Annotated in this window: 15 protein-coding genes; 7 read left to right on the top strand and 8 right to left on the bottom strand. The window is 74.7% G+C overall.

From position 1 onward, the window contains the following. Positions 1 to 52: 52 nt before the first annotated feature. Together OP86_RS08060 and OP86_RS08055 are read right to left on the bottom strand one after the other, a co-directional pair. Positions 53 to 1,510, bottom strand: coding sequence for an AMP-binding protein (locus OP86_RS08060; RefSeq protein ID WP_033331318.1), 1,458 nt, complete (start codon positions 1,508 to 1,510; stop codon positions 53 to 55). Positions 1,511 to 1,608: 98 nt separating this feature from the next. Next, positions 1,609 to 2,922, bottom strand: coding sequence for a preATP grasp domain-containing protein (locus tag OP86_RS08055; protein ID WP_030060884.1), 1,314 nt, complete (start codon positions 2,920 to 2,922; stop codon positions 1,609 to 1,611). A gap of 205 nt (positions 2,923 to 3,127) precedes the next feature. Here OP86_RS08055 and OP86_RS08050 point away from each other — a divergent pair, with 205 nt between their 5' ends. From OP86_RS08050 to OP86_RS08025, 6 genes are all read left to right on the top strand, one after another. Further along, positions 3,128 to 4,291 carry a GNAT family N-acetyltransferase gene (locus tag OP86_RS08050; RefSeq protein WP_033331316.1) on the top strand — a complete coding sequence of 388 codons (1,164 nt, stop codon included), beginning with the start codon at positions 3,128 to 3,130 and terminating at the stop codon, positions 4,289 to 4,291. A gap of 30 nt (positions 4,292 to 4,321) precedes the next feature. Next, positions 4,322 to 5,062, top strand: coding sequence for a class I SAM-dependent methyltransferase (locus OP86_RS08045; protein ID WP_051829831.1), 741 nt, complete (start codon positions 4,322 to 4,324; stop codon positions 5,060 to 5,062). A 174-nt stretch (positions 5,063 to 5,236) separates the two neighbouring features. Then, positions 5,237 to 6,949 (top strand): ABC transporter ATP-binding protein, encoded by a 1,713-nt coding sequence (locus tag OP86_RS08040; protein ID WP_030060889.1) that lies wholly within the window; start codon positions 5,237 to 5,239, stop codon positions 6,947 to 6,949. Beyond that, the gene (locus tag OP86_RS08035) at positions 6,946 to 8,715 is read left to right on the top strand and encodes an ABC transporter ATP-binding protein (RefSeq protein WP_030060890.1); all 1,770 of its coding nucleotides are present in this window, start codon (positions 6,946 to 6,948) and stop codon (positions 8,713 to 8,715) included. The genes OP86_RS08040 and OP86_RS08035 overlap by 4 nt, the downstream gene beginning before the upstream one ends. A 106-nt stretch (positions 8,716 to 8,821) precedes the next feature. Further along, the gene (locus tag OP86_RS08030; RefSeq protein WP_030060891.1) at positions 8,822 to 9,118 is read left to right on the top strand and encodes an acyl carrier protein; all 297 of its coding nucleotides are present in this window, start codon (positions 8,822 to 8,824) and stop codon (positions 9,116 to 9,118) included. A 28-nt stretch (positions 9,119 to 9,146) separates the two neighbouring features. Continuing rightward, entirely contained in the window at positions 9,147 to 16,295 is a 7,149-nt protein-coding gene (locus OP86_RS08025; RefSeq protein WP_051829830.1) for a non-ribosomal peptide synthetase, read from the top strand. A gap of 15 nt (positions 16,296 to 16,310) precedes the next feature. Here the strand turns inward: OP86_RS08025 and OP86_RS08020 are convergent, their stop codons facing one another. The 3 genes from OP86_RS08020 to OP86_RS08010 all read right to left on the bottom strand — a co-directional run bounded on the left by OP86_RS08020 (position 16,311) and on the right by OP86_RS08010 (position 20,041). Continuing rightward, positions 16,311 to 17,612, bottom strand: coding sequence for a pyridoxal phosphate-dependent aminotransferase (locus OP86_RS08020; RefSeq protein ID WP_033331314.1), 1,302 nt, complete (start codon positions 17,610 to 17,612; stop codon positions 16,311 to 16,313). Continuing rightward, positions 17,609 to 19,006, bottom strand: coding sequence for a KamA family radical SAM protein (locus tag OP86_RS08015; protein ID WP_051829840.1), 1,398 nt, complete (start codon positions 19,004 to 19,006; stop codon positions 17,609 to 17,611). Before OP86_RS08015 ends, OP86_RS08020 begins: the two co-directional genes overlap by 4 nt. 135 nt (positions 19,007 to 19,141) lie before the next feature. Continuing rightward, positions 19,142 to 20,041: a hypothetical protein gene (locus OP86_RS08010; protein WP_030058712.1), complete on the bottom strand. Its 900-nt coding sequence runs from the start codon at positions 20,039 to 20,041 to the stop codon at positions 19,142 to 19,144. A gap of 409 nt (positions 20,042 to 20,450) precedes the next feature. On the opposite strand from OP86_RS08010, the gene OP86_RS32830 reads away from it, so the two are divergent. Continuing rightward, positions 20,451 to 21,161 (top strand): hypothetical protein, encoded by a 711-nt coding sequence (locus tag OP86_RS32830; RefSeq protein WP_051829829.1) that lies wholly within the window; start codon positions 20,451 to 20,453, stop codon positions 21,159 to 21,161. Between the two features lie 126 nt (positions 21,162 to 21,287). Here OP86_RS32830 and OP86_RS08000 read toward each other — a convergent pair whose 3' ends face one another. The 3 genes from OP86_RS08000 to OP86_RS07990 all read right to left on the bottom strand — a co-directional run bounded on the left by OP86_RS08000 (position 21,288) and on the right by OP86_RS07990 (position 24,616). Next, positions 21,288 to 21,902 (bottom strand): TIGR03086 family metal-binding protein, encoded by a 615-nt coding sequence (locus OP86_RS08000; protein ID WP_030058714.1) that lies wholly within the window; start codon positions 21,900 to 21,902, stop codon positions 21,288 to 21,290. A 216-nt stretch (positions 21,903 to 22,118) separates the two neighbouring features. Beyond that, a complete protein-coding gene (locus OP86_RS07995) occupies positions 22,119 to 23,723 on the bottom strand; it encodes a phytoene desaturase family protein (RefSeq protein WP_030058716.1) in 1,605 nt (534 codons plus the stop codon). A gap of 56 nt (positions 23,724 to 23,779) precedes the next feature. Then, positions 23,780 to 24,616, bottom strand: coding sequence for an alpha-hydroxy-acid oxidizing protein (locus tag OP86_RS07990; RefSeq protein WP_033331312.1), 837 nt, complete (start codon positions 24,614 to 24,616; stop codon positions 23,780 to 23,782). Positions 24,617 to 24,835: the final 219 nt, after the last annotated feature.

The following is a 24,835-nucleotide window of genomic DNA, read 5'->3' as shown; positions in this document are numbered from 1 at the left end:
CTCGGTTCGGTTCGTGTTCCGGTTCGTGTAGCGGTTCGTGTTTCGGTTCCGGTCAGGCCACCGCGGCCGCGACGAGCCGGGTGAGCGTCCCCAGGGTCGGGGCGGCCAGGAAGGCCGGCACCGAGACGGCCACGCCGTACTCCGCCCTGACCCGCTGCAGCAACCGCATGACCCGGGCGGAGTCGCCGCCGCTGGCGAAGAACTCGTCCGGCAGGGCCGCGGTGTCACGGGCGAGCACCTCGCACCAGAGCTCGGTGACCCGGCGCTCCTGCTCGGTGCGCGGCGCGCCGTCCGGCTCCGCCGCCCGCGGTGCGGGCAGCCGCGAACGGTCGAGCCGGCCGGAAGGGTCCAGCGGCAGTCGGGGCAGCACGACGATCCGCTGCGGCACCGCGTGCTCGGGCAGCGCGGCGCGCAGGTAGCGCAGCAGCTCCTCGGGCGCGGCGCCCTGCGGGCCGGGCGAGGTGACGTACCCGACCAGGCGGTGGCCGGGCGGGGCCTGCGGGTCGGCCGGCACGGCCGCGTGCCGCACCGTCGGGTGGGCGCGCAGCAGCACCTCGGCCTCGGCGGGCTCGGGCCGGCGCCCGCCGGCCGCCCCGGGGACCAGCTCGGCCCCGGGGAAGTGGCGTGTCATACCGGACAGTTCGCCGTCATCGAGCGCCTCGCCGCCACCGGCCACGGCGACCGCCCGCAGTGCCGGTGCGGGCGCGCCGGCCTCCGACTGGACCAGGAACAGCCGCAGCAGGTCGGGGGTGCAGTGCAGCACGGTCGCCCGGTGCCGGGCGAGGTCGCCCAGCAGGGTGGCCGGCGGGGCCGCGTACGGGTTGAGGACGTGCAGGCCCGCACCGGTGAGCAGGGCGCCGAACAGCTCGGGCGCCGAGCCGTCCAGGGCGTGTCGGGCGACCAGCGGCATCCGGTCCTCGGGGGTGAGGCTCAGCCGCCCGGCGAAGGCGAGCGCCTGCGCGAGCACCTCCCGGTTGGTCTCCGTGTCGCCGTCCGGCAGGACGCGGGCGGCCGCCCCGGCCGCGTCCTCCGGCGCGAACGCCGGGCCCGCGGCGTCGCCCCCGGCGTCGTCGCCGGCGACCGCGAGCACCGGCAGCCCCTCGGCCGCGCGCTCGGCCGCCCGGGCGTGGGCGGCGTCGGTGAGGAGCAGCGTCGGTGCGGTGGCGGCGAGGACGGCCGGTTGCGCCTTGGGCTGCTGCGGGTCCAGCGGGACGTACGCGGCGCCGGTCTTGAGCACCGCCAGCACGGCGGCGACCGCCGCGATGTCGTGGCCGCACCAGAGCGCGACCCGGTCGCCGGGGCCGGCGGCGGGCCGGATCCGGGCCGCCAACGCGTCGGAGACGGCGTCCAGTTCGCGGTAGGTCCACCGGCCCGAGGGGCCGTGCACGGCGAGCCGGTCGCCGAACCGGGCGGCGGTCGCGCGGAACCGGCGGACCGGGGTCTCGTCGGGGGCGGGCGGGATGTCGTCCGTCGGTTGCCCGCCGGGGTGTGCGGTCTGCTGCCGCGTCATTGCTGCGCTCCTGTCGGGCAGGTCGGCTCAGGCGGTTCAAGCGGTTCAAGCGGTTCAAGCGGTCAAGCGGCTCGGCCGGCTCGGGCGGCTCAAGCGGCTCAGGCGGGGATGAACAGCTCGCCGAGCCGCTCGTTGACCTCCCAGGCGTCGTCCAGGTCGGCCGCCACCGTGCAGTAGGTCGCGCCGAGTCGGTCCGGGTTGTGGCCGCTCACGACGATCACGCCGGTCCGGGTGGCCGGGTCGTAGGCCAGCCCCGCGCCGGCGATGGCGTCGCGCATCGCCTCGAAGGACGGGGTGGCCCAGCCGCGCGGCCACACGTTGGTGAGCAGCACCCGGTCCTTGGTGTAGCCGGGGCCGACGACGACCTCGCCGAGGATGCGGTAGGCGTGCGTCGAGCTGGTGATCCGGCCGTTCCACTCGGTGAAGAGCACCTGCCGGTCCGGGGTGATGATCGCGTCGGCGCTCAGATTGCCCCGGTAGCCCATGGCGTGCAGCGGCGCGCAGACCTTGCGGCCGCCGTCGATCAGCGCGGCCTGCAGTTCGGCGTCGAGCTCGGGCGGGGTCACCTCGGCCAGGTAGCGCGGGGCGTGCATCAGCTCGCCGAGCCCGCCGAGGACGACCTCCTCGTCCTCGATCCGGAACTCGGCGTAGTAGGCGCGGCTGCCGCTGAAGTACCGTTCCACGACCAGCAGATGGGCCCCGTCGTCGGTCAGCCAGGCCCAGTGCTCCGCCAGGTACCGGCGCACCGCGGCCCGGTCGGTCAGGTGCACCGTCCGCCGGGCGCCGACCGGCCGCGTCCCGTCGACCGGGCTGAGCACCTCGTTGCCGCCGCCGCCCGCGCCGTACTCCAGCTTCACCATCACGCTGTGGCCCTGCTCGATCAGCCGGGTGACGGCCTCCTCGGCGGCCGGGAGGTCCGCGCACACCGCGCCGGCGGGCAGCGGCGCGCCCGCGCCCGCCGCGGCGGCGCGGAACACCGCCTTGCTGGTGGCCACGGCGCCGCCGCCCTGGCCGAGGAACGCGTACCCGGGCAGCACGGCGCGGGCGTCCAGCCGCTCGGCCAGCACCGCCACCGAGGTGTGCGGCCACATCGGGAACACCTCGTCCACCGGCCGCCCGTCGAGCGCGGCGAGCACCTCCGCGGCCAGCCGCGGATCGGTGAGCTGTTCGCCGGTGAGCATTCCGGCACTCGACGTGGATTCCTTCGGCGGAACGACGACGGTGAGCGTTTCCCGGTCGACTCCGGTGTGCTCGGTCACGTACCGGAGAAATGCCTCCTCCGGGGCCTGCGGAAGGACCAGCACATCGTGGTCCCGGGCGAACCAGACGAAATGGTCGACCCACCAGACGGCCCCGTCCGCGTGCCTGCCGAGGTTTTCGTCCCAGTCGTTGCCGATGAGAACCCTTGCCATCTCAGCCCTCCCTGGAAAACATGGCGGTTGAGTGACCGTCAGCTCGATTCCCGCCCCGTCGGATGATGCCACAGACGGTCCGGCGTGCAAGCGGCGCACATTTCCAGAACCGGCCGTCCGGCGCGCAATTCCGTGCCGTTCCGCGCCGGGATTCCGCCGCCGCCGACCGGTGGGGCCCGGCAATTCACGAGGGGATTTCGTCACGATGCAGGTACGGGTGCAGGTGCGGGTGCACGACACGCTCGCGACGGTGCCGGCGGCGGACTGGGCGGCGGTGGCCGCCCGGTCAGGGCTGTACGCCTCCCACGCGTGGCTGACCCTCGTCGAACAGGAGACCCCGGGGCGGTGCCGCTACCTGCTGGCCCACGACGACACCGGGCCGGCCGGCGCACTGCCGGTCTACCTGACGGCCGACGAGCCCAACCGCTACTACCACCCGGGCGCCGTCTTCCGCGCGGCCGCCCCGGGCCCGGACGGCCGGTACTGCGTGGCCGGCAGCCGCAGCGGCTACCGCACCGAGGTGCTGCTCGCCGACCGGCTCACCGAGGCCGGGCGGCGCGCCACCGTCGCCGCCCTGCTCGACCGGCTGGCCGACCTCGCCGCGGCGGAGGGCCGCCCGCACGCCTACCTCCTCCACCTCACCGAACGGGGCCTGCGCCAGGTCACCGGCTACGCGGGGGACCTCGCCCCGGTCGTCGGCTACAGCGGCGACGCCTGGCTCCCCGCCCCCGGCCGCGGCTTCGACGACTACCTCGCCGCCCTCAGCCCCACCCGGCGCAAGACCACCCGCAAGGAACTGCGCCGCTACGCCGCCCACGGCCTGAGCACCGTCCGCGCCGACCCGGGCGAGGAGCTCGATCTGATCGCGCGCTTCGCCCGGCTGGGCAACGAGAAGTACGGCGTCGAGGAGGACGAGGCCGACCTGCGCACCCGCTTCGAGCGGCAGTACGCGGCCCTCGGCGGCCACGGCGTGCTGTTCGTCTGCCGGCGCGGGCCGGTACCGGTCGGGATGGCGCTCGCCTACCGCTGGGGCGAGTGGCTCTACCTGCGGGCCTCCGGCTTCGACCACGACGCGGCCGCCGGCGCCTACCCGTACTTCAACGTGGTGATCTACGAGCCGCTCCGGTACTGCTACGAGACCGGCCTGCGCGGGCTCCACCTGGGCTCCGGATCCCACGACGCCAAGGCCGCGCGCGGAGCCCGGATCGGCCCGCTCGCCTCGGTCGCACTGCCCGCGGCCGGCGCGGCCCGCACCGACCCGGCCGCACCCGCCGCGCGCACGGGCGTACGGCGGTACTGGGAGCAGCAGTTCGCGACCGTGCCGCACCTGCTGGACCAGGAACTGTGGCGGCCGTGGCTCGGCCGCTGAGGACGAGCGAACCGGAGGGAACGCACACACATGGAGGAAATCATCTGGGACGCCGACCAGGCCGCCCGGTACGACACCGAGCACGCCCGGATCGACACCCCGCTCACCGTCGCCTACCTCGCCGAACTGGCGGCCGGCGGTGACGTGCTGGAGTTCGGCGTCGGCACCGGACGCCTGGCCGTCCCGCTGGCCGGGAAGGCCCGCAGCGTGCTCGGCGTGGACAACTCGGCCGAGATGCTGGCCGCGGCCGGCCGCCGGCCGCTGCCGGACAACCTGACCCTGGCCCTGGGCGACGCGCAGAGCTGGACCACCGAGCGGCGCTTCGACCTGGTGGTCTGCGTCTACAACCTGCTGCTGCACTTCACCACCCAGGAAGCCCAGCTCGCCGTCGTCCGCAACGCCGCCGCCCACCTCGCGCCCGGCGGCAGCCTGGTGGTGGAGAACCTGCACCCGCCGCTGCGGGCGATGGAGGAGGGCGAGCGGATCAGCACCCTGCGGCTGGCCGGCGCCGGCATGGCGATCAGCACCCAGCGCTTCGACTGGAAGTCACTGCTGCTGGACCAGGACGTGCTCTACGTCGACGGGGACGGGCACCGCGTCCGGCAGATCGCCCAGCGGATGCTGCTGCCCTCCGAACTGGACCTGATGGCCCGGCTGGCCGGGCTGCGGCTGGTCCAGCGGATCGCCAACTGGCGGGGCGGCTCCTGGCGCGCGGACTCCAGCGCCCCGGCGGCCAGTAACGTGATCTCCGTCTACCGGCGGGCCGAATGAGCGGGGACCCGCCTTCGTTCAACCGAGAATGTCTGACAGTTGAACGCGCGCCGTCAGGCCCCAGGCCTTGGACGATGGACAGATCACGCGCGTTCCGCGGTTAATTGCCGTGCCGACGACCTGAGATGGAGGCGCATGTGTGGGGCAGGCTTCACCCGGCGAAGGGGCTGAGCGGTGCGTGACTTCTTCGACCGGGCACCCGGGACCCCCGACCTGCGCGGCCCGTGGCGGTACCTGCTGTGGATGGCCGTCCGCCACCGGCGGGTCCTGCTGCTCGACTGCCTCGCCAACATGGGGTGGGCGGCCGGGCTCGGACTCACCCCCGCCGTGATCGGCCAGGCCATCAACCAGGGCCTGGTCGCCAGGGACCAGACCGCACTGGTCGGTTGGGGGCTGGCGGTGCTCGGGACGGGCGTGCTCTCCGCGCTGTCCGCCGTGTTCGTGGAGCGCCTGGAGACCCGGCTGCGGGTCGAACCCGGCTACGAGACCATGCAGTTCGTCACTCGCAAGGCCTGTGAGCTGGGCACCACCGTCGGCCGGAAGGTCTCGGCGGGGGACCTGGTCACCGTCGGCGTCTCCGACATCGGCCTGATCGGCCAGGCGCTGGAGGTCGGCGCCCGCGGCGTGGGCGGGCTGGTCGGCTTCGTCGCCGTCGCGGTGTTCATGCTGGTCGCCTCCTGGCAGGTCGGCCTGCTCGTGCTGGTCGCGGTGCCGATCATGCTGGTGGTGACCACCCGGCTCGCCCGGGTGCTGCGCAACCGACAGGGCCAACTTCGCACCCACCAGCGCGAACTCGCCGACCAGGCCGTCGACATCGTGCGCGGACTGCGGGTGCTGCGCGGCATCGGCGGCGAGGAGCAGTTCGCCGCCCGCTACCGGGCGGGCTCCCAGCGCCTGCGCGCCACCGCGCTTCGGCAGGGCCGCGCCTCGGCCGTGCTCGGCGCCACCCGGACCTTCCTGCCCAGCCTGCTGCTCGCCGGGGTGGTGGCCCTGGCCGGCGAACTCGTCCTCGACGACAGGCTCAGCGCCGGACAGATGGTGGCCTTCTACGGGTACGCCACCTACCTGGTGATCCCCACCAACCAGATCACCTTCGCCGTCTCCAAGGCCATGCAGGGCCACGTCGCCGCCGAGAACGTCGTCCGGCTGCTCCGTACGGCCCCGGACCTCGCCCCCGGCCCGGACACCGGCGCCGTACCGGGCCCCGGCGTCCTCGCCGACCCCGACTCCGGCCTGCGGGTGCCCGCCGAGGGCCTGACCGCCGTCGTCTGCTCCTCCGCCGACGCGGTCGCGCTGGCCGACCGGCTGGGCCGCCAGGTCGACTCCGCGGCGACCTACGCCGACGTGCCGCTGACCGCGCTGCCGCTGGCCGCGGTCCGCGAACGGATCCTGGTCGCCACCGCCGAGGAGCACCTGTTCGCCGGGCCGCTGCGCCGGGAACTCGACCCGGCCGACCGGCTGCGGGCCGGCGACTCCGACGACCCGCTCTGGGCCGCCGTCGACGCGGCCGCCGCCCGGGACATCGTGGAAGCCCTGCCCGACCGGCTCGACACCGAGATCGCCGCCGGGGGGCGGGAGTTCTCCGGCGGCCAGCAACAGCGCCTGCGGCTGGCCCGCGCCCTGATGGCCGACCCCGAGGTGCTCATCCTGATCGACCCGACCAGCGCCGTCGACGCACACACGGAGAACCGGATGGCCGAGGGGATCGCACGACTGCGCCGCGGGCGCGCCACCGTCGTGTTCACCACCAGCACCCTGCTGCTGCACCAGGCCGACCACGTCGCCCTGGTCCTGGACGGCGGCGTGGCGGCCGAGGGCTCCCACGAGGCGCTGATGGCCGACGACCGCTACCGCGAACTGGTCGAGCGCTGGACGGCCGCGGCATGAGTGAGCTGCCCGTCGCTTCGAACCGTGAACTCGCCGCGTACGCGCGGCGTGCCGTCCTCGCCCACCGCGGCGAGTTCGCCCTGGTGGTCGGCCTGCAGGCGCTCGCCGCCGTCGCCGGGCTGTTCGCCCCCTGGCTGCTCGGCACCCTGGTCTCCGACGTCACCCACGGCCAGGACACCGTGCTGCGCCTGGTGCTGTTCATCCTCGGCTGCCTGGCCGCCCAGGCCGTGCTGGTCCGGCTCGCCGAGTACGCGGCGGCCAGGCTCGGCGAGAAGATCCTGGCCGACCTGCGCGAGGAGTTCGTCTCCGACCTGCTGGGACTGCCGCCGGAGACGGTGGAGGACGCCGACGCCGGCGACCTGATCACCCGCACCACCCGCGACATCGACCAGCTGTCCAGCGCCATCCGCGCCGCGATCCCGGCCACCATGACCTCGGTCGGCATCGTCTGCTTCACCCTCGGCGCCCTGGTGCTGATCAGCCCCCTCCTGCTGCTGCCCTGCCTGCTCTCGGTGCCGGTGCTCTACGGCGCCGCCCGCTGGTACCTGCGCCGGGCGCACCAGGGCTACCTGCGGCAGGCGGCCACCTACTCCCGGCTCACCGAGAGTCTGGCCGAGACCGTGGAGGGAGCCCGCACCGTCGAGGCGCTGCGGCTGACCGCCCGCCGGATGGACCTGGTCGACGAGTCCATCGCCACCTCCTACGCCGCCGAGCGCTACACCCTGCGGCTGCGCAACGTCTTCCTCCCGCTCTGCGACACCAGCTACGCCCTGCCGGTGGCCGCCATGCTGATCTTCGGCGGCACGCTCTACCTGCACGGCGAGGTCTCCCTCGCCGCGGTCACCGCCGGCACCCTGTACGCCTCGCAACTGCTCAACCCGCTGGACCAGTTGATGTTCTGGCTGGACTCGCTGCAGTCGGCGGGCGCGTCGCTGGCGCGGCTGCTGGGGATGGCGCGGTTCCGGGCACCGGCCCCGACGCCCGTCGGCGCGGGCAGCGCGGCGCAGGGCGACGGGGCGCGGTCCGCAGAGGCCCGAACCACCGGGGCCCGCGACATCGAGGTGCGGGACCTCCGCTACGCCTACCAGCCGAGCCAGGACGTGCTGCGCGGCATCGACCTGACCATCCGCCAGGGCGAGTGGCTGGCCGTGGTCGGGCCGTCCGGGGCCGGCAAGTCGACGCTGGCCAAGCTGCTGGCCGGGATCTACACCCCGGACACCGGCGGCATCACCGTCGGCGGCCGCCAGGTGGCCGGCCTCGCCCCCGCCGAGCGGCGCGGCACGGTGGCCCTGGTGACCCAGGAACACCACGTCTTCCGGGGCACCCTGCGCGACAACCTGACCATCGCGCGCCCGGGCGCCGGCGACGAGGAGATCGCCGACGCGCTGCGCGCCGTCGACGCCTGGGAGTGGGCCGAGGAACTGGGCGTGGACAGCGGGATCGGCCCCGGCGGACAGGTGCTGGACCCGGCGAAGGTGCAGCAACTGGCCCTCGCCCGGCTCCTCCTCGCCGACCCGGACATCCTCATCCTGGACGAGGCGACCTCGCTGCTGAACCCGCAGGCCGCCCGGCACCTGGAACGCTCACTGGCGGCCGTGACCAGCGGCCGTACGGTGATCGCCGTGGTGCACCGGCTGCACACCGCGCAGGACGCCGACCGGATCGCGGTGCTCGACGACGGCCGCGTCACCGAGTTCGGCACGCACGAGGAACTGCTCGCCAAGAACGGCGCCTACGCGGGCCTCTGGCGCGCCTGGCAGGGGTGACGCGGCCGAGTTCCTCCGGCCGGAATTCCGTCGTCGTTCGGCGCCGTCGTTCAGGGCCGTCGTTCAGGGGGTCGTTCGGGGTCGTCGTTCAGGAAAAGGGGAGGGGGTGATTTTCGAATTGAGCCAGCGGATACTGGAGGACGTCCGGGCGGCGTGGGGCGATGTCTTCGGGACCGCCCCCGCCGACTCCGAGCGGGATTTCTTCGACTGCGGCGGAAATTCCCTGCTGGCCATCCGGCTGCAGCGGGCCATTCTCGTCCGGACCGGGGCGGCGCTCACCATCGCGGAACTCCTGCGGCACCGGACGGTCGGCGCCCAGGCCGCGCACATCGCGGGCGCCGCCACCGCCGATCCGGGCCCGGACACCGACCCGGGGCCGGATGGGGCGCCCGTCGAATTCTGATCAGGTTGAATCGGACCAAGGGGAACAGATGCCGAACGACGTCCTGCTGCCGCTCTCCTTCGCCCAGCAACGGCTATGGTTCCTGGACCAGTTGGCCCCCGGCGGCACCGAGTACCTGATCCCCGTGGTGCTGCGGCTGACCGGGGAGCTGGACGTCCCGGCGCTGTCCGCCGCGGTGGCCGACCTGGTCGCCCGGCACGAGTCGCTGCGCACGGTCTTCGGCGAGCGGGACGGCCGCCCGGGCCAGCTGGTGCTCGACCCGGGCCCGGACGTGCTGCGGGTGGCCGAGGCACCAGCCGGCCCGGGGGAGGCCGCGACCGCGGCGACGGCCCCGATGGACCTGCAGCGCGGCCCGCTGTTCCGGGCCATGCTGTACCGCCAGGGCCCGGCGGAGCACCTGCTGGCTCTGACGTTCCATCACATCGTCGCGGACGGCTGGTCGATCGGCATCGTCGTCGACGAACTGAGCCTGCTGTACGCGGCGCACCTCGAAGGCCGCAAGCCCGAGCTGCCCGAACCGCCCGTCCAGTACCCGGACTTCGCGATCTGGCAGCGGGAGTCCCTGGACGGGCCGGTGCTGGCGGAGCAACTCGCCTACTGGACGGGGAAGCTGGCCGATCCGACCCCGCTGGAGCTGCCCGCCGACCGGCCCCGCCCGGCGGTCTGGTCGGCGCGCGGCGCCACCCTCTCCTTCCGGATCCCGGCCGCGCTCGCCGAGCGGCTGAAGGAGGCCTTTCGCGCCCACCGGGTCACCCCGTTCATGGGCCTGCTGGCCGCCTTCCAGGTGCTGCTGGCCCGGTACAGCGGCCGGGCGGACATCGCGGTGGGCACGCCCGTGGCCGGCCGCAACCGGGCCGAGACCGAGGGGCTGATCGGCTTCTTCGTCAACACCCTGGTGCTGCGCGCCGACCTCGCCGGGGACCCGACCTTCGCCGAGCTGCTGGCCCAGGTCCGGGAGACCGCGCTGGCCGCCTACGACCACCAGGACCTCCCGTTCGAGCGGCTGGTCGAGCACCTCGCCCCCGACCGCGACCTGTCCCGGACCCCGCTGTTCCAGACCATGTTCAACATGCAGGACCCGCAGGCCGCCGGCCACGCCTGGGCGCTGCCCGGGATCTCGGTCGCCGCCGAGCCGCTGGACTGGGACGTCGCCAAGTTCGACCTCTCGCTGGAACTCGCCGAGACCGCGGCCGGGTTCACCGGGACGCTGGAGTACGCCACCGACCTGTTCGACCGGAGCACCGCCGAACGGATCGCGGGCCACTACCTGACCCTGCTGGCCGGCGTGGCGGCCGACCCGGCCACCGCCGTCTCCCGGCTGCCGCTGCTCACCGACGCCGAGGAGCACCGGCTGCTCACCGAAGCGAACCGGACCGCGGCGCGCTTCCCGGACACCCGGGTGCACGAGCTGGTGGCCCGCCAGGCCGCCGCGACCCCGGAGCGCACCGCCGTGGTCTGCGGCGAGCGCGCCCTGACCTACCGGGAGCTGGACGAGCGGGCCGAGCGGCTCGCGCACCGGCTGCTCCGGGCCGGCGTCGGGCCGGAGACCCTGGTCGGCCTCTGCCTGGAGCGCAGCCCCGACCTGGTCGTCGCCCTGCTGGCCGTCCTCAAGTCCGGCGGCGCCTACGTGCCCCTGGACCCGGCGCACCCGCGCGAGCGGCTGGCCCTGCTGCTGGCCGACATCGCCGCCCCGGTCGTCCTCACCGAGCGGCACCTCGCCGAGCGGATCCCCGCCGCGCAGGGCCGCACGGTGCTCTGCCTGGACGACACCGCGCAGGACGACGCCGCGCAGGCCGCCCCGTCGCCCCGGGCCACCCCCGGCGACCTCGCCTACATCGTCTACACCTCCGGCTCCACCGGCACCCCCAAGGGCGTCCAGACCCGCCACGACAACCTGGTCAACGGGCTGCTCGCGATGCAGGACGTCCTGCGGCTGGGCCCCGAGGACCGGCTGCTGGCCGTCGCCCCGTACACCTTCGACATGTCCAGCGTCGACCTGCTGCTGCCCCTGCTGCACGGCGCCCAGGTCCACCTCGCCACCCGCGAGCAGACCACCGCGCCTGCGCAACTCGCCGCCCTGCTCGCCGAAAGCGGCATCACCGTCCTCCAGGCCACCCCGCCACTGTGGCGGCTGGTCGTCGAGGAACTGCCCGACCTCTCCGACCGGCTGCACGTCCTGCTCGGCGGCGAGGCGCTCGACCCCCCGCTCGCGGCCGCCACCCGCCCCAAGGTCCGCCGGCTCACCCACCTGTACGGGCCGACCGAGACGACCATCTGGACACTGGGCGCGGACGTCGGGCCGGACTGCGGGTCGCAGCCGGCCGTCCCGATCGGCCGCCCGATCGCCAACACCCGGGTGTACGTGCTCGACCGCAACCTCGCCCCGGTGCCGGTCGGCGTGCCCGGCGAGCTGTACATCGCCGGCGCCGGGCTGGCCCGCGGCTTCCTCAACCGGCCCGCCCTGACCGCCGAACGCTTCCCCGCCTGCCCGTACGGGCCGCCCGGCGACCGGATGTACCGCACCGGCGACCTCGTCCGGTGGCGCGCCGACGGCGAGCTGGAGTTCCTCGGCCGCTCCGACAACCAGGTGAAGATCCGCGGCTTCCGGATCGAACCGGCCGAGGTCGAGGCGGCGCTGCGGGCCGGCGGCCTGGTGGGCGACGCGGTCGTGATCGCCCGCGAGGACGTGCCGGGGGACCGCCGGCTGGTGGCCTACGTGACCCCCGCCGCGCCGGGTGCCGAGGTCGACCTGTCCGCGCTGCGCCGACGGGCCGGCGAGCGCCTGCCGGACTACATGCTGCCCTCGCACACGGTGGTGATCGACGCCGTCCCGCTGACCGCCAACGGCAAGGTGGACCGCCGGGCCCTGCCCGCCCCCGACGCCGCGCGGCCGCGCACCGGCCAGGAGTACGTCGCGCCGGCCACCCCGGTGCAGCAGTCCATCGCCCGGGTCTGGGAGCAGGTCCTCGGCGTCGAACGCGTCGGCGCCGAGGACAACTTCTTCGAACTCGGCGGCCACTCCCTCCTGGCCACCCAGGCCGTCTCCCAGCTGCGCCAGGAGTTCGGCGACGGCCTCGGCGTGCAGAGCGTCTTCGCCGCCCCGACCGTGGCCGGCCTGGCGGAGATCGTCAGCGCCGGCGGCGACCAGGGCCCGGACGCCGAGCCGGTGCTGGGTATGCCGCCGATCCGGCGGGTGCTGCGGAACGGGCCGCTGCGCGCCTCCTTCGCGCAGGAGCGGCTCTGGCTGCTGGACCAACTCGTCCCGGACAGCGCCGAGTACGTCATCCTGCGGGTGCTGCGGCTGACCGGCGGCCTGGACACCGGCGCGCTGGAACGGGCGCTGACGGAGCTGGTCGCCCGACACGAGGTGCTGCGCACCCGCTTCGAGGCCGAGGACGGCGTCCCGGTCCAGGTGATCGAGCAACCCGCCGCCCTCGCCCTGCCGGTGACCGACCTGAGCGCCCTGCCCGCCGACCGGGCGGAGGCCGAGGTGTCGGCCCTGGTGGCCGCCGAGACCGCCCGGCCGTTCGACCTCGGGGTGGCCCCGCTGCTGCGCGCCCGGCTGCTGCGCGTGCGCTCCGACGAGCACGTCCTGGTCCTCGCGGTGCACCACATCGCCGCCGACGCCTGGGCCATGGGCCTGCTCAACCGCGAACTCGCCGCCCTCTACCGGGCGTTCAGCCGGGGACTGCCGTCCCCGCTGGAGCCGCTGCCGATCCAGTACGCCGACTTCGCGGTGCGCCAGCGGTACTGGATGCGCGGCGAGGTACTGGACGGCCAACTGAAGTACTGGCGCGAGCGGTTGGACGGCCTCACCCCGCTGGAGCTGCCCACCGACCGGCCCCGCCCGGCGGTGCGCTCCGGCCGCGGCGCGGGCCACGAGTTCACCCTGCCAGCGGAGTTGACCGAGGCACTGCGCACACTCTCGCACCGCGAGGGCGCCACGATGTTCATGACGCTGCTCGCCGCCTTCCAGACCCTGCTGGCCGGCTACAGCGGCCAGGACGACATCGCGGTGGGCACCCCGATCGCCAACCGCAACCGGGCCGACACCGAGGGGATGGTCGGCTTCTTCGTCAACACCCTGGTGCTGCGCGCCGACCTGGCCGGCGACCCGACCTTCACCGGGCTGCTCGCCCAGGTCCGGGAGAGCGCGATCGGCGCCTACGCGCACCAGGACCTGCCGTTCGAGCGCCTGGTGGAGGAGCTGCGCCCGGAGCGCGACCTCGCCCGAAACCCGCTGTTCCAGGTGCTGTTCATGCTCCAGAACGCCCCGAGGACACCGCTGGCGCTCGACGGGCTCACCGTGACGCCCGGGGAGTGGGAGCAGCAGGTGGCCAAGTTCGACCTGACGCTCTCCGTCAACGAGCGCGACGGGCAGCTGGACTGCGTGATCGAGTACAGCACCGACCTCTTCGAACCCGGCACCGTCGCGCGGATGGCCGGCCACCTCGCCACCCTGCTGGCCGGGATCGCGGCCGCCCCGGAGAGCCGACTCTCCGAGCTGTCCGTCCTGACCGGGCCCGAACGCCGGCAGCTGCTGGAGGAGTGGACCGACACCGCCGCGCCCTACCCGGACGACCGGTGCGTGCACCAGCTGTTCGAGGAGCAGGCCGCCCGCACCCCGGAGGCCGTCGCGCTGATCGCGGACGCCGCCGACGGAGCGACCACCGGGCTGACGTACGGCGAGCTGACGTACGGCGAGCTGAACCGCCGCGCCAACCGGCTCGCGCACCACCTGGTCCGGGCCGGCGCCGGCCCGGAGACCCTGGTCGGCGTCTGCCTGGAGCGCGGCCCCGAGCTGGCCGTCGCTCTGCTCGGCATCCTCAAGTCCGGTGCCGGCTACGTGCCGTTGGACCCGGTGCACCCGCGCGAGCGGCTGGCGGCCCTGCTGGCCGGCACCGGCGCGGCGCTGCTCGTCACCCGGGAGGTGCTCCGGGAGCGGCTCGGCGTCGACACCGAGGCCGTCTGCCTGGACCGGGACGCGGCCGCCCTCGCCACCCGCCCGGACACCGATCCCGCACCCTCGGCCGGGCCCGGCAACCTCGCCTATGTGGTCCACACCTCGGGCTCCACCGGCGCCCCCAAGGGCGTCGCCGCCGAGCACCGGGGCGTGACGGCCTACCTGTCCTTCGTGACCGCCCGCTACGGCATCACCCCCGGCACCCGGGTGCTGCAGCTGGCGTCCATCGGCTTCGACGCCTCCGTACGGGACCTGCTCGGCCCGCTCAGCTGCGGCGCCACGGCCGTCTTCGCCCCGCAGGACGGCCCGTTCGACCCGGTCGCGATCGCCGAGTGCGTCGAGCGCCACCGGGTGGAGGTGCTGCTCAGCACCGTCCCGTCCCAGCTGCGGGAACTGCTCGCGCTGCCCGAGGCGGAGCACGCCCTGGCATCGCTGCGGCTGACGGTCGCCAGCGGCGAGAGCCTGCGGCTCGCCGGGCAGTACGGGCGCCGCACCCTGCCGGGCGCCCTGGTGAACCAGTACGGCCCCACCGAGTGCACCATGACCAGCACCTACTGGCCGGCCGCCGAGGACTGGGCGGAGCGCACCGAGGACGTCGTCGGCCGGCCGATCGCCAACAAGCGGGTGTACCTGCTGGACCGGTACCTGAACCCGGTGCCGGTCGGCGTGCCCGGCGAGGTGTACATCGCCGGCGTCGGCCTGGCCCGCGGCTACCTGGGCCGGCCCGACCTGACGGCGGAACGGTTCGTCGCCTGCCCGTACGGGCCGCCCGGCGACCGGATGTACCGCACCGGGGACCTGGCCCGGTGGCGCCCCGACGGGGACCTGGAGTTCCTCGGCCGCTCCGACGACCAGGTGAAGATCCGCGGCGTGCGGGTCGAACCGGGCGAGGCGGAGGCCGCACTGCGCGCCGACGGCACGGTCGGCGACGTGGTCGTGCTGGCCCGCGAGGACGTGCCCGGGCAGCGGCGGCTGGTCGCCTACGTGACCCCCGCCGAACCGGGCCGCCCGGTCGACGCGGCGGCGCTGCGCCGCCGGGCCGGGGAGCGGCTGCCGGAGTACCTGGTGCCCGCGGTGGTGGCGGTCGACGCGCTGCCGCTGACCGTGAACGGCAAGGTCGACCGGCGGGCGCTGCCCGCCCCCGACGGCGCCCGGCCGGACACCGACCGGGCGTACGTGGCGCCGGCCGGGCCCGTGCAGCAGACGCTGGCCCGGATCTGGGAACAGATCCTGAATGTGGGACGGGTCGGCGCCGACGACAACTTCTACGAACTCGGCGGCGACTCCGTCCTCAGCATCCGGGCCGTCCACCGGGCGGGCCGCCTGGGCATCCACCTGACGCCCCGGATGATGGTCCGCCACCAGACCATCGCCCGGATCACCGCGCACCTCGGCCGGGACGGCCTCGACGGCGCCGCCGCGGCGGCCGGGCACGCCACCCTCACCCCGCTGAACGACAGCACCGCCGCGCACACCGTCCTCTGCTTCCCCGTGATCGCGGGCAACGTCACCGGCTACGTCCCGCTGGCCCGCGCCCTGAGCGCCGACGCCCGGCTGCTCGGGATCGAACTGTCCTGGTGGGACCGGCCGGACGCGGCGCAGTGGAACATCCCGACCATGGCCCGCAGCTGCCGCGAGGCGATCCTCGCCGACCGGCCGCACGGGCCGTACCTGCTGGCGGGCTGGTCCTTCGGCGGGGTCCTGGCGCTGGAGACCGGCCGGCTGCTCCACGCGGACGGGCACGCCGTCCGGGTCCTCGCCCTGGACGGCATCCTGCCCACGGCCGAGTACCGGGAGGGCGTGCGCGGGAACATCGCGACGATCGACGGCCTGCTGACCCGGCTCGCCGAGGGACACGCCCCGGCCGGACTGCCGCAGGACGTGGCGGCGGGCCTGGAGCAGCTGAACATCCCGCCGGAGCTGCACGAGATCGCCGGCGCGGACCTGGTGCGCCACCTGACCGTGATGCGGGGCATCGGCACCGCCGTCCTGGCGTACGCGCCCGCGCCGGTGGAGTTCCCCGTCACCCTGTACGAGGCCGCGCACCGCCCGCTGCCCGCCTGGATCGGCAGCACCATCCGGGAGACCTGGCAGCCGTACGTGCCGGACCTTCAGGTGCGGGGCACGCCGGGCGACCACTACTCCTTCCTGCGCTACCCGATCGTGCGCTCGCTCGCGGACGGCCTCCGGGAGACCGTCCGCGAGCACGGCTGACGCGGGCTCCGCCGATCAGGCCGGCCGTTGCGCCGCGCGGGCCCCGCGCGGCGCAACGGCCAGTGCGCACAGCCCCCGCTCGATGACGTCCAACTGCCGGGCCACCTGCGGCAGGGCGGCCGGATCGGCGCTCTCCAGCGCCTGCCACTGCTCGGCGGCGGTCTCGCCGTAGAGCTTGCTGGTCGCGATCCGCAGGCGCAGCGCGCCGGGGTCGTCGCCCAGGTGGTGCCCGGCGAGGACGGCGATGCCGGCCCGGTCCAGCAGGTGGTGCTGCAGCCCGGCCGAGTCGCCCACGCCGTGCGCGGCCAGCTCCTCGCGCAGCGGCCCGTAGTCCGGGTAGAGGTAGAAGCCGGCCTGCGGGGCCCGACAGTCGGCGCCCGAGTCGAGCACGATCCGGTGCACCGCCCGGGCCACCGCGCCGTGCAGCCGGGTCGAGGCGGCGAGGTGGGCGCGCAGCTCGGGCGGCTCGGCGAAGGCGTACGCCGCCACCTCCTGCATCGGCCCGGCGAGGGTCGACCACACCTCGCTCGCGTAGCCCGTCACCCGGTCGCGGACGGCACGCCCCCAGGCGCCGGCCGGGAACCGGGCCGCCCCGATCCGCCAGCCGCCGAGCGCGAGGTTCTTGCTGAGCCCGGTGAGCACGATCGTCCGCTCCGGGAGGACCTCCGCCGGGCTGAGGAACGGCCGGGCGGGATCGTGCACGAGGTCGCGGTAGATCTCGTCGGAGACGACCGTCAGCTCCTCCTCGGCGGCCACCGCGCACAGTTCGGTGACGAGCCGCGGGCCGGCCAGGGTGCCGGTGGGGTTGTCGGGCAGGGTGAGGACCAGGATGCCGGGCCGCCGGCCCGCAGCCCTAGCCGCCCGCACCGCCGCGCGCAGCGCCGCCGGCTCGGGCACCCCGCCGCACTCCGCCGGGATCGGCACCCGCACCACCGCCTTGCCGGCGAGTTCGGCCTGTGGGGCGTAGGTGTTCCAGGCCGGCGCGGGCAGCACCAGGTCACCGGGCAGCACCTGCTGCAGTGCCATCAGCAGCGGCTTGCTGCCGGGGGCCATGACCACCTGCTCCGGGTCGGTGGGCGTGCCGCGCCGGGAGAAGTACCCGGCGACGGCGGCCCGGACGTCCGGAGCGCCCGCGACCGGGCCGTAGCCGTTGCGCCCGGCCCCGGCAGTCAGCCGCTCGACCAGCGGCGGGAAGACGGGCAGGCCGGACTCGCCGAAGCCCAGGTGGACGATCCGCGCCCCCTCGGCCCGCCGCCGGGCCACCAACTGGTCGAGCGCCATGTTCGGCGAGACGTGCCGGTCGCTGTGCTCGGTCATGCCAGGGCCTCTTCCGGAAACTGTCGGTCGGTGGTGGGCTGCGCGGGTGCCACGGGTGCTTCAGGCGGTGCGGGCGTGATCGCCGCCCGGATCGCGTCCGGCACCCCGTCGGCCGGCCGCAGCTCGTCCAGCCAGGCGGCGCTCGCCGACCAGTGGGCCCGGAACGGGCGGCCGACCAGCTCCGGATCGCGGGCCTGCAGCAGCCGCAGCTGGAAGAACCGTCCCTGCGCGTCCTCCTCCACCCCGTCGACCACCACCTTCCCGGGCGCGGCGGACATCACCGGCCCGCGCACCGTCCGGGCCAGCCCCGGCAGCCCGCGGTACGCCTCGGCGAAGATCCGCACCGCCTCGGCCAGCGGCACCTTGAAGTACTCGTGCGGCCCGGTGTCCCGTTCGACGAACAGGTAGTACGGGACGGCGCCGAGCGCGAACTCGGTGCGCCACAGCTCGGTCCACAGCCGCGGATCGTCGTTGACCCGGGCGATCAGCGGCGCCTGGCAGTACACCGCCGCGCCCGTCCCGCGGATCCGGGCGACGGCGCGGCGGGCGATCTCGGGGGCCAGCTCGCGCGGGTGGCTGTAGTGGCCCATCACGGCGAGGGTGCGACCGCTCGTGACCACCTCCTCGAACAGCCGCAGCAGGTCGTCCGCGTCGCGGTCGGTGACGAAGCGGTGCGGCCAGTAGGCGACCGCCTTGGTGCCGATCCGGATGGTCCGCACGCTCTCCACAGCCAGCAGCGGTTCGAGGTGGCGCCGCAGCCGCTCGGTGGACATCACCAGCGGATCGCCCCCGGTGACCAGGACGTCGCTCACCCCGGGGTGCGCGCGCAGGTACCCGACCAGCTGCTCCGGGCCCTCGGCGGCGAACCGCAGGTCGGCGTCGCCGACGAACTGGGCCCAGCGGAAGCAGTACGTGCAGTAGGAGTGGCAGCTCTGGCCCTGCTGCGGGAAGTACAGCACCGTCTCCGCGTACTTGTGCTGCACCCCGGCCAGCCGCTGCCCGTCCAGGCTCGGGACGTTCAACTCCAGTTGGCCGGAGGGGTGCGGGTTGAGCCGGTACCGGATGTCCCGCACCGCCTCGCGCGCCTGCGCCGTCGAGCCGTCGGGCAGCGCGGCCAGCCGGCGCAGGTCCTCGGCGGGCAGCATGCCCTCCTGCGGGAAGACCAGTTGGAAGATCGGGTCCTCCGGGACGCGCCGCCAGTCGATCAGCTCCGACAGCACGTAGTCGTTGACCCGGAACGGCAGGACCCGCGAGACCAGCTCGACCGTCCGGCGGACCTCCGCGGACAGCCCGAACCGCCGCGCGAGCTGCTCCAACTGCCGCGCCCCGTAGGCGCGGAACCGGGGTGGGACGGTGGGGCTCGTGGCCGCCAGGGGGGAGCGCAGTGCGTGCATCCTCCGATGGTGGTCCCGGAGCCCGGCACCGGTCCAGGCGCTCACGACGGGCCGCTTGCACCCCCGTTGCGCTCCTTCGTGCCGAAGCTGCCTGCCCGTGAAGCTGCCTGCCGGTAAAGCTACTTGCCCGTGAAGCTACTTCTCGGTGAAGAGGATGTCCTCGATCGGATGCGTCATCCGCACCGTGGAGGTGTTGGTGACCTCGACCACGTTCTGCAGGCCGGTGAGGGGCTTGGGGTGGTCGGGGAGGGTGAACTCGTCGGTGCCGCCGGCCAGGAAGGCGGGCAGGCAGCCCAGGCCCGGGCCGAACAGCCGGACGTAGTCGACGAGGCGACGGAACAGCTTCGGCAGCAGGACCAGGTCCTCGGTGATCGACTCGATGTTCTCGATCTTCGCGCCGCTGGTGGTCACGTCGTTCAGCCAGACGCTGCCGGGGGCCATGGCCGCCCGGGCCTGCTTCGAGGTGGCGGTCAGGTCCGCCCGCAGGTTGTCGGGCAGGTTCTGGTAGAAGGTCGGGTAGACCAGCCCGAGCGAGAGCAGGTGGTGGTTGGCGGTCTCGTGCAGCATGTCGACGGTGACGTCCAGCCGGAAGCCGCTCTTCGCCGGCTTCGGGGGGTCGCCGACGCTCGGCGCGGTGCCGCGCCCGACCAGGGCGACACAGCGGTGGAAGAGGTCGGCACCGCCGGTGAGGATGTAGCCGGGCACGGACGCCGGCGTGGAGGAGGTGACCTTCTCCGTGTCGTCCTGCACGACGTCGGTGAACCCCAGCCAGCGCAGCAGCTCGTCGCGGGCCGCGTGCGCGCCGAGCCCGAGCGGCTGGTGGGCGAAGTCCGGGCCGACGCCCTTGTAGTGGGTTTCGAGCGCGTCGATCGCGTCCAGCCGCAGCGAGCCACCGCCGTTCTCGTCGCGCGAGACCCGGTTCCGGCCGGGCACCTCGAACCAGAAGCCCGGGTCCTGCGGCAGGAAGTGGACGGTGTCGCCGTCGGGCCGGTCGTGGAGGACCTGGTAGGAGCCGGTGATGAGCACCATGGACATGTCTGCCTCCCGGATCTGACAGGGCGCCACCGTCGCGGCGCCGGGCCGGGCAGTCTGTCCGTACGCGAAGCGCCCGGGCGTGGAAGGGGCCTCGGGCGGCGGATCCGGTGGCGGTCGTCCGCAACGTCCTTGCTTCCACCATGCGCCCGTCCGGGCGCGGTGTCACCCGGGCGGAGGCGGCCGCCGGGCGCCTCGCGGGGGCGTGCCGCCCGGCTCGGTCACCCGTGGTGAGGGGCGGGCAGAGAGGGTTGGGTGGCGGGTTTCGGACAAGCCGGCTCCCGGGGGCGGATTTTTTGGAATCTCCACTGAACTCTCATCTCGTCACCTCATAGGGTGACTCTCGTTCCGCGGCCGGGCGCCCGGCGGGCGGGACGCTTCCCTCGCCCTCCGTCGACTGGAGTGAACCGATATGAATGTCCGTCAGCTGTGGAAGGGTGCGACGACCGCGGTCGTCCGCCGGGGGATCGGAGCCGCCGCGGCGGCGTTCGCGCTGGTCGCGGCCGTCGTCCTGGGCGGCACGGTCTCCGGCATGTCCGTGGCACAGGCCAAGCCCGCATGGGGCGGCCCGGGCAAGTGGGCCTGCTCCGGGCAGCCCGTCGACGCCGGGAACGTCATCACGGACCACGACGGCGCGGGCTGCGGCGGCTTCGGCTCCTGGTACCAGCAGCCGGCGAAGGACGGCATCTGGACCTGCTCCGGCTCCCCGGTGGTGGCCGGGTACGTGATCACCGACCACACGACGTACGGCTGTCGGGGCATCGGCTCCTGGCGCCACAGCCTCGTCAAGGACGGCATATGGACCTGCTCCGGCTCGCCGGTCGTGCCCGGTTACGTCATCACCAACCACCTGCGGGCCGGCTGCGGCGGCATCGGCGCCTGGCAGCACGGCCTCCCGCACGACGGGATCTGGACCTGCTCCGGCTCCCCGGTCGTCGCCGGCTACGTGATCACGGGTCACCTGCAGGCGGGCTGTGACGGCGCGGGCGCCTGGTTCCACAACATCGCCCGCGCCGGCCTGTGGACCTGCCCGGGCTCGCCCGTGCCGCCCGGCTTCCGCGCCACCACCTACCAGGCCGGCGGCTGCAACGGCCTCGGCGCCTGGGTGCTCGCCCGGGCCTGACGACCGGCACTCCGGCCCCGCGGCCGTGTCCTCGCACGCGGATCCAATCCGAATCCGGGTGCGGGGACCGGCCGTTGGCGGGCTGGTCGGGGCGTCCGCGGGCCGGTCGGGGCGATGACGGACCGCTCAGCGCAGGGCGTCGTAGGACCAGTTCGGGTCGCGGCCGGTGAGGGCCAGCAGCTGCTCCTGGGCGTCGGCCCCGGGGGCCGTGCCGAGCGGCGGGTCGAACAGGCCGGTGCGGGCCAGGTGGCGGTAGCCCTGGAACTCGGTGAGCGCGTACCGGGCGGCGCCCGGCGGCATCCGGCCGTTCTCGCCCAGCGCCCGGGCCAGGTCCCAGCCGTGTACGACGGTCTCGGCGGTCAGCTCGCGGGCGTACCCGCCGACGTCGCGCACCCCGTACGGCAGGTGCACCAGGCGGTCCGGGGCGCCCGGTTGGTGGAGCGCGCGCACTGCACTGTCGGCGGCCATCACCCACACGCCGACCGGGTTGCGGCCCAGCACGTCGCCGTCGAAGCGGTGGCCGATCGTCTGCGGGGTGTAGCCGGACACCGCCTGGCAGACCCAAAGGTGCTGCGCGGCAAGGTGGTTCACCAGCGTGCGGACGTCCCAGTCCCGACAGGGCGTGGGCGTCGACCACCCGTCCTCGGGAACGGCCCGGACCAGCCGGGTCACCTCCGCTACGGCGGCCATGTAGCGTTCACGGACCTCGACGTGGAACCCGGGTGGGTGCGGACACTCCATCGGAGGCCTCCCTCCTGCCCTGCTCACTCTCAGTAAACCGCCACGGGAAGTGACCTGCCAGGGGTGCGGGCTTTTTGTTGCGGCTTCTTGCGGCACGGGGCCGGACGGCGATCGGGCCGTCGCGGCGGGTGCCCGGGCGGGTGGCCGGTGGTCACGGTGGGTGTCCGGCGGTCGCCATGGGTGCCCGGCGGGCCAGGTCCGCCAGGACGGCCCGGCTCAGCGGCGGGCCAGGTCCGCCAGGACGGCCTGGGCCGCGTTGTGCCCCGGGATGCCGCTCACGCCGCCGCCGCGGACGGCCCCCGCGCCGCACAGCAGCACGTTCGGGCGGCCGGTCGCCACGCCCCAGCGGGCGGCGGCGCCCGCCACCTCCCCGTCGGCGAACGGGAAGGCGAGGTCGCGGTGGAAGATGTGGCCGCCCGGCAGCCCGATCTCCCGCTCCAGCTCGGGCGGCGTCCTGGCCTCGATGCAGGGCCGGCCGTCGGCGTCCGTCGCCAGGCAGTCGGCGATCGGCTCCGCCAGCACCGCGTCCAGCTGCGCCAGGCTCGCCGCCAGCGCGCGCTCCTTGGCCGTGGGGTCCGTCGCCGGGTCGCCGAACAGCCGGGCGGGCATGTGCAGTCCGAACAGGGTCAGCGTCTGGAGCCCCTGCCGGACGGCCTCCGGGCCCAGGATCGACGGGTCCGTCAAAGTGTGACAGTAGATCTCGGACGGCGGCGCCGAGGGCAGTCGGCCGGCCTGCGCCTCGGCGTACGCGGTCTCCAACTGCCGGTAGCCCTCGGCGATGTGGAAGGTGCCCGCGAAGGCCTCGCGCGGGTCCGCGGCGGTGTCCCGCAGGCGCGGCAGGCGGCGCAGCACCATGTTGACCTTCAGCTGGGCGCCCTCCGGTGCGGGCCCCGGGTCCTCGCCGAGCAGCCGGGCCAGCGTCGCCGGTGCGGCGTTCACCAGCACCCGGCGGGCCACCGCCATCGCCTCGCCGTCCCGGTGTCGGAACGCCACCTCGGCGTCGCCGCGGCCGTCGCCGTCGGTGTCGGCGGCGATCGCGGTGACCTCGCAGTCGGTCCGGATCCGCGCGCCGGCCGCCAGCGCCGCCTCGGCCAGCGCGGCCGTGACCGCGCCCATCCCGCCGACCGGGACGTCCCAGTCGCCCGTGCCGTTGCCGATCACGTGGTACAGGAAGCAGCGGTTCTGCCGGAGCGCGGGGTCGTGGGCGTGGGTGAAGGTGCCGATCAGCGCGTCCGTGAGGACGACGCCGCGCACCAGGTCGTCCGTGAAGGTCCGCTCGACCGTCTCGCCGAGTGGCCGCTCGAACAGGGCCGTCCAGGCGTCGTCGTCCGCCACGCGGCGACGCAGCTCGGCGCGGTCGGGCAGCGGCTCGGTGAGCGTCGGGAACACCCGTCGGGCGAGCTGCCCGGTCATCTCGTAGAAGCGCTGCCAGGCCTGCCACTCGCGGTCGGCGCCGGTCAGCGCCCGGAACGACTCCCCGGTACGGCCCGGGTCGCCCGCGTCCACCAGCAGGCCGGTCGGCTTCCCGTCGCGCACGGTCGGGGTGTACGAGGCGATCCGGCGCCGCCGCAGGTCCAGCCGCAGCCCGAGGTCCCGCACCACCTTCCGCGGCAGCAGGCTGACCAGGTAGGAGTAGCGCGACAGCCGGGCGTCCACACCCGGGAACGCCCGGGTGGAGACGGCCGCCCCGCCGACCCGGGGCAGCCGTTCCAGGACCAGCACCCGCTGCCCGGCCCGCGCCAGATAGGCCGCCGCCACCAGCCCGTTGTGCCCGCCGCCGACGATCACGACGTCGTACCGCGAGGACGCGTTCGTGTTCATCCGGCCACGCTACGGCAGTTCGCGAGGACGCGGAACGGCCGTGCGGGTGCGGACGGTCAGATCCTGCGCAGGGCGCCGTCCGCGCGCAGGTCGGCGAGCGTGGGGTAGCCGTCGATGGCCATGATCAGGTCGGCCTCGGCCAGTAGCGAGCGCAGCACGTGCACGATGCCGTCGGTGCCCTCCAGGGCCAGGCCGTAGGCGTACGGGCGGCCCACGCCGACGGCGGTGGCGCCGAGTGCGAGCGCCTTGGTGGTGTACTTGGCCAGGCAGTGGCCGCGCAGCTGCGGGAAGTTGGCGGTGGCGAGGTCGCGCGGGAGCCAGCCGGTGACCCAGGTGTCCAGGGTGACGACGGCGCCCCTGAAACCGGCAGCCTCGGCGCGGTGCACCAGGTTCTCGGCCAGCGCCCGGTCGGAGGGGATGTAGAGCTGGAAGAACCCGGGGGTGTCGCCGAACTCGGCGGCCACCTGCTCCAGCGGATCCACCGCCAGGGTGGAGGCGACCATCGGCACCCCGGTGCGGGCGGCGGCCCGGGCGGTGGCGAGGTCCCCGCGGCCGTCCTGGGCGCACAGGCCGATCACCCCGATCGGCGCCATGAACAGCGGCGACGGCAGCCGCAGGCCGAACACGTCCACCGACAGGTCCGGCCGGCTCGCGCCGACCATCATCCGGGGCACCAGGCCCCACCGGTCGAAGGCGGCGACGTTCGCCCGCTGGGTGGACTCGTCGCCCGCCCCGCCCGCGACGTAGGAGTACACCGACGGGGCCAGCGCGCCCTGCACCCGCGCCTCCAGCTCCGCGAAGGTCATCGGCATCGTCGGCAGCACGCCGGCGAGTCCGTTCAGGTAGATCTCGTGCTGGTAGCCGCCGAACCGCCCGTGGAACCCGGGGCCCATCCCGATCGCCGCCCTTCGCGCCGTCACCTGCCTGTCACCCGCCCGGGACCGCCCCGGCGGGGGCACTGCCCGTCCGTGGTACTGCCCGTCCGGGGAACCGGGCGGACGGCGCTCGGGCATTCTCGCCGCGGGCAGCGCCCCCGACCAGGGCGCGTCGCGCGGGCGCAGGCGGGTGGGCCGGGCGCGCGGGCGCAGGCGAGCGGGGTCGGGCGGGGTCGG

Source organism: Streptomyces novaecaesareae, from assembly GCF_000716875.1.
In the GTDB taxonomy this organism is placed as follows: domain Bacteria; phylum Actinomycetota; class Actinomycetes; order Streptomycetales; family Streptomycetaceae; genus Kitasatospora; species Kitasatospora novaecaesareae.
Note: the sequence above shows the minus strand (reverse complement) of the source record. Positions and strands in the feature narration are given on the sequence as shown.

Bases quoted from the DNA above. Each gene is read 5' to 3' on its own strand.
- OP86_RS08050 (WP_033331316.1), top strand. From the start codon at position 3,128: ATGCAGGTACGGGTGCAGGTGCGGGTGCACGACACGCTCGCGACGGTG.
- OP86_RS32830 (WP_051829829.1), top strand. From the start codon at position 20,451: ATGAATGTCCGTCAGCTGTGGAAGGGTGCGACGACCGCGGTCGTCCGC.
- OP86_RS07995 (WP_030058716.1), bottom strand. From the start codon at position 23,723: ATGAACACGAACGCGTCCTCGCGGTACGACGTCGTGATCGTCGGCGGC.
- OP86_RS08000 (WP_030058714.1), bottom strand. From the start codon at position 21,902: ATGGAGTGTCCGCACCCACCCGGGTTCCACGTCGAGGTCCGTGAACGC.
- OP86_RS08010 (WP_030058712.1), bottom strand. From the start codon at position 20,041: ATGTCCATGGTGCTCATCACCGGCTCCTACCAGGTCCTCCACGACCGG.
- OP86_RS08025 (WP_051829830.1), top strand. From the start codon at position 9,147: ATGCCGAACGACGTCCTGCTGCCGCTCTCCTTCGCCCAGCAACGGCTA.
- OP86_RS08055 (WP_030060884.1), bottom strand. From the start codon at position 2,922: ATGGCAAGGGTTCTCATCGGCAACGACTGGGACGAAAACCTCGGCAGG.
- OP86_RS08035 (WP_030060890.1), top strand. From the start codon at position 6,946: ATGAGTGAGCTGCCCGTCGCTTCGAACCGTGAACTCGCCGCGTACGCG.
- OP86_RS08020 (WP_033331314.1), bottom strand. From the start codon at position 17,612: ATGACCGAGCACAGCGACCGGCACGTCTCGCCGAACATGGCGCTCGAC.
- OP86_RS07990 (WP_033331312.1), bottom strand. From the start codon at position 24,616: ATGGGCCCCGGGTTCCACGGGCGGTTCGGCGGCTACCAGCACGAGATC.
- OP86_RS08015 (WP_051829840.1), bottom strand. From the start codon at position 19,006: ATGCACGCACTGCGCTCCCCCCTGGCGGCCACGAGCCCCACCGTCCCA.
- OP86_RS08045 (WP_051829831.1), top strand. From the start codon at position 4,322: ATGGAGGAAATCATCTGGGACGCCGACCAGGCCGCCCGGTACGACACC.
- OP86_RS08060 (WP_033331318.1), bottom strand. From the start codon at position 1,510: ATGACGCGGCAGCAGACCGCACACCCCGGCGGGCAACCGACGGACGAC.